Genomic DNA, 5,441 nt, shown 5'->3' with positions numbered 1-5,441 from the left:
CAACAACGGTTCACAGCCCAACAATCCCCCAAGCACGGGCAGCAACACGCCGTCCGAGTTTCAGGTAAATCCGCCGAGCGCCGCCCACAAAGCCGAGCTGGACAAGGCGCTTGCCAATACCAACAAGCTGCGTCAGGACAAAGGTTTGCCGCCCCTGAAATACGACCCCGCGCTTGCCGCCTACGCGCAAAAGCGTGCCGAAGAAATCGTCCAATTGTATGAACACCAGCGCCCCAACGGTCAATCTTGGAAAGACGGGGTGAAAAACGGGGCGGCTGCGGAAAACATCACTGCCGGCTACGGCAGTGCCGACAAAGCCGTTCTCGAGCAGTGGCGCAACAGTGCAGGTCATTACAAAAACATGACCAATGCTGCCTACACCCGCATCGGCATCGGTTTGGTACACGTTCCCAACAGCCCGCACGGTTATTATTGGGTGCAGATTTTCGGCGACGACAACACCACCACCGATTACCGTTTCAACAACGGCACATCGTCCCGTGCGGTGTTGTTCCGTGCGGTGGCGGCGTCGCCCGCGCCCGATGTGCTGTATCTTGACGGCGAAGCCGTTCCCCTGCTGCCGCAAGGCAAACGCGATTGGCACGCCATTGATGCGGCAAACCACACGGGTGTGTTTGGCGGCAACACGCAATACAGCCGCTACGGCATCGTCAAACGCCACGACGACGACCGTTACCGCGCTTTCAGTCAGGGCTTGCCCACGCCTTTGGCGCAGATGCCGCAAAGCGGTTCGGTGCGTTATCTCGGACAAGGCGTGGCGGCATCGGGCATGGAGCGGCAGTATTTCCACGCCGATTTGCGCGCCGATTTCGACCGCAAAGCCCTGCACGGCACGCTGTCGGGCGCACACGGACGTTTGGACGTGAACGCGCTGATTCGCGGCAATACGTTTGCTACGCCCGACCATGCGGAGGTATGCGCCAAAGGCGGTTTCTACGGCACGCACGCGAGCGAGTTGTCCGGCACGTTTGACGTACGCGCAGACGGGCGCACGGGCGCGTTCGGGGCGGTGCGCCAAGGCGATTAGGCGTGTCATCAATTGATTTTTATTGAAAATCAGTTCAATACAAATGCCGTCATGCCCAAGAATGCGGGAAACCATTGTCCGATGCTTGTGCTTCGATATTGGGTTTCCGCCGGCGCGGGCATGACGGCACCGTGTTTTTCCGGTCAATGAACGACACGCTCTTGAAACGGCGCGTTGTTGCACGGCAGGTGGCAAACCGCCGGCTTTAAAGCTACAATCGCCGCTTTTTGCCGCCGCCGTGCCATGCGCCTGACCCACATCAAACTCTCCGGCTTCAAATCCTTTGCCGAAACCACCGTGATTGCCGTACCCGGCCGCCGCGTTGCCGTGGTCGGGCCCAACGGCTGCGGCAAATCCAATGTGATTGACGCGGTGCGCTGGGTGCTGGGCGAAAGCTCCGCCAAACAGTTGCGCGGCGAACACATGCAAGACGTGATTTTCAACGGCGCGTCAGGACGGCGGGCGGCGGCGCGGGCGTGGGTCGAGCTGGTGTTCGACAACAGCGCGGGGCTGCTTGGCGGCGCGTGGGGACAATACGCCGAAATCAGCATCAAACGCCAATTGTCGCGGCAAGGCGAATCGCTGTATTTCATCAACGGGCAAACCGTGCGCCGCCGCGACATCACCGAGCTGTTTCTCGGAACGGGCGTGGGCGTACGCGGCTATGCCGTTATCGAACAAGGCATGATTACCCGCATCATCGACGCCCGCCCCGATGAATTGCGCGGCTATCTGGAAGAAGCCGCAGGCGTGTCCAAATACAAAGAACGCCGCCGCGAAACCGAATCGCGCTTGGCAGACACCCGCGCCCATTTGCAGCGTTTGGCGGATTTGCGCGGCGAATTGGCGCAGCAAACCGAAAAACTGCGCGTGCAGGCCGCCGCCGCCGAACGCCATCAGGCACTGGAAGCCGAACTTGCCAGCGTGTGCGACTTGGCAGATTTTATCCAATGGCAGCAATCGCTTGCCGATGCCGACCGCGCAGACGCGCACCGCCGCGCCGCCCAAGCGCAATTGGACGAAACCGAAGCACAAATCACCGCATACGACAACGAATGCGCCCGTCTTGCCGGCCAAGAACAGCAACAACAACAGCAACGCCACCAACTTGCCCGCGAACACGCCCTGCTGCGCGAACAAACCGCCCGCTTGGAAGAACAACTGCACGCCCAACGCCGCCACCAAGCACAGCGCACCCAACAGCGCGCCGCAGCCGAAGCCGCCCTGCACAAACTCGCACAAGAACGCGACACCCTGCTGCGCGACAGCGCCCTTGCCGAACACGCCGCACAACAACAAAGCGAATTGGCACAAACCCTTGCCGAAGCAGCAGAACAAGCACAAAACACCTTGGACGAAGCACAGGCACACGCCGACCGTTGCGACCGCGATGCCCGCCAAGCCGACAATCACGCCCGCCACGCCGCCCATCAGGCACAACTGCAACACCAGCAATGGCAGCACGCGGCACAAATGCTGCAACGCCAACAAACCCAATTGGCGGCACTTGCCGAACACAGCGACACAGCAGACCACACCGCACAAACGGCAGCACTCGAACAACGCTTGGCGGCACAACTGGCACAATACCGCACAGACGAAACCCGTTTGCGCGAACACGAAACCGAACTGGCACAACTTCAGGCACAAACCGCCGAAGCCGAAGCCGCCTACCGCACCCTGCACCACCGTCAAACCCGACTGCAAGCCGCCGAACACGCCCTTGCCCGATGGACAGACACACCGGAACACCCCGACTTTTGGCAACAACTGCCCGAAGCGCCGGTCGGCACACGCAGCCTGTGGCAAGACATCACCATCGAAGACGAATGGCGTCAAGCCGCATACGCACTGCTGGCGGTGCGCCTGAACGCCCGTTGCGCCGCCGAACACTTCAGCCCGGGCGAACCCCTGCCTCAGGGCGAAGCGGCATGGTTTTACCCCCTTGCCCTGCCCGACCGCCCCCCGCCCGCCGACGCCCTGCAACACCGCATCACCCTTGCCGCCGACTCCCCCTTTGCGGGCGCACTGGCGTGGTGTACGGACGGTGTGCGTTGCGCCCCGTCGCTGCAACAGGCATTGTCGCGCCGGCACGAATTGCGCGGACACGAAATCTGGCTCACCCCCGAAGGACACCGCATCGACCGTGCCGGCGCGTGCTTGCACGGCACAGGCGCACCCGCACACAGCGCATTGGCAGAACAAGCCCGTTTGCGCGAACACCTGCGGCAGCTCGCCCCCCAAACCGACCAAGCCCACGCCCATTGGCAAACACAACAACAAGCCTGCACCGACACACACACCCGCATCAGCGCACTCAACGCACAACTGCGCCGCCACCAAGAAGCCCTACAGCAAACCCGTCAGGATTGGGCGCACCACACGGCGCGTTGCGAACAACAACAAGCACAACAGCGCCACACCCGAACCCTGCGCGAAGCCGCCGAACAAGAATGCCTGATGCTTGCCGAAACCGAACACACCCGCGCCCAAGCCTGCGCCGAACAGCAAGACCGCGCCAATGCCGCCCAAGCCGCCGCCGATGCCGTCCGCCACAACCGCGATGCCGCACAACACGCCTTGGCACACGCCCGCCACCACCTGCAACATTGCCGGCAAACCTGCCTCGATGCCCGCGAACGCGCCGCCGCCCTGCAACAACACCTGCAACAACTGGCACAATCCCTGCAACACAACGCCGAACAACAACGCCACTGGCAACAACAACAGCAAGACCAAGCAGACGGCGCGTGGCCCGATTACGAAGAACAAATCGTCCGCCTCGACAGCCTGAACGAACTGTGCGCCCAAACCGAAGACGCCCTCACCGAGTGCGGACAACAACTGCAACACACCCAAACCCTTGCCCGCCAAACCGAACAGCAACGCCGCGAATGCCACGCCCGTCTGCCGCAACACCAAGACACCGTGCGCGACCAACTGCTGCTCCAGCAAGAAGCCCTGCTTGCCGCCAAACACCACTACGAAACCCTGTCGGCACGGCACGGCGGCGAACCCGACTGCCCCGAAACCGCATGGGCGCACCTGAAAACCGCCGCACAACACGCCCCCAGCCCCCGCGCCCTTGCCCGCCAAGCCGAAACCCTGCGCCACAACATCAAGCAACTGGGCGCGGTCAATCTTGCCGCCCTGCACGAGCTGGAACAAGCCGCCGAGCGCGAACAGTACTACCAAAACCAACACCACGACTTACAAAACGCCGTTGCCCTGCTGCAAGAAGCCATCGCCCAAATCGACCGCGACACCGAAGCCCGCTTCCGCGCCACCTTCGATGCCGCCAACGCCCACATGCAAAACTACTTTCCCACCCTGTTCGGCGGCGGCAGCGCCCAATTAACACTGGTCGGCGACACCCTGCTCGATGCGGGCGTGGCGATTACCGCCCGTCCGCCCGGCAAAAAAAACAGCAGCATCAAGCTGCTTTCCGGCGGCGAAAAAGCCCTGACGGCAATGAGTCTGGTCTTTGCCCTGTTCAGCCTCAACCCCGCGCCCTTCTGCCTGCTGGACGAAGTGGACGCGCCTTTGGACGATGCCAACACCGCCCGTTTTTGCCGCCTGCTGGAACAAATGTCCGCACAAACCCAGTTTCTCTACATCTCGCACAACCGCCTGACCATGGAAAGTGCCGAACAGCTTGTCGGCGTAACCATGCAGGAACAGGGCGTTTCGCGGGTGGTGGCGGTGGACGTGCGCCAAGACCCGACAGCGCCGCAAACGTAATCTCAAGTAATTGACAAATAAGCACTTTAACCATATCATCACACAATGAACAGCCGTTTCCGCCCTGCCGCCGCCGCACTGCTGCTGTGCGCCGCCACGCCCGCCCACAGCACGACAACCGTGTGGAAAATCCATGGCAAAAGCGCGTATGCCGACACGCCGCCCCATTTGCGCCTGCACAACATACAGATTTTTTATCCGCGCACGGGCAAATTATCGGCGGTTATCCGCGCCAAGCCGCGCAAGCCCGTCAAAAAAAATGCTGACGCCGAAACGGCATATGCCCCTTCTTGGCACATGTCCGCCCCACCCGATGACGCTGCCGCACCGCCCGGGCAAGCCGCCCGTGCCGTTGCCGAAGCAGAACCCGTCTCCCCCGCCGAACAGCAAAGGCGCGACATGTGCCAAGCCGCACAAGACGCATGGCAGAAAGCCGCCGCTGCCCAAAGCGGCGAAGCGGCGCAATACGAAGCCGAAGTGGTGCGCCACTGCATCGCCGCCTGATTTTTTTCACTTGTCTAGGGCGTGTCATCATTTAAATTTTTATACTGAAAATTCAGTGCAATATAAAAAAATCCGTCATTCCCGCGAATGCGGGAATCCACCTCCCGATGCTTGGCAAGCCGTGTTTTATCAAGGTTTCTCGTGCTTC

General features: G+C 61.5%; 3 protein-coding genes. All 3 read left to right on the top strand.

Annotation, left to right across the window (positions count from 1 at the left end; all coding sequences use genetic code 11):
* Positions 1-1,048 (top strand): CAP domain-containing protein (locus G392_RS12810; RefSeq protein ID WP_051255695.1); only part of this gene is annotated, 1,048 nt, incomplete at its 5' end.
* Between the two features lie 243 nt (positions 1,049-1,291).
* On the top strand, positions 1,292-4,789 hold the full coding sequence (smc, locus tag G392_RS0110340; protein WP_027010147.1) for a chromosome segregation protein SMC: 3,498 nt from the start codon (positions 1,292-1,294) through the stop codon (positions 4,787-4,789).
* Between the two features lie 45 nt (positions 4,790-4,834).
* Complete coding sequence (locus G392_RS0110335; protein WP_027010146.1) at positions 4,835-5,293, top strand: hypothetical protein; 459 nt, start codon at positions 4,835-4,837, stop codon at positions 5,291-5,293.
* The last annotated feature ends 148 nt before the right edge of the window (positions 5,294-5,441 follow it).

Origin of the sequence: Conchiformibius kuhniae DSM 17694, from assembly GCF_000428785.1 — a bacterium.
GTDB classification, from domain to species: domain Bacteria; phylum Pseudomonadota; class Gammaproteobacteria; order Burkholderiales; family Neisseriaceae; genus Conchiformibius; species Conchiformibius kuhniae.
This window is presented reverse-complemented; position numbering and strand designations above follow the sequence as displayed.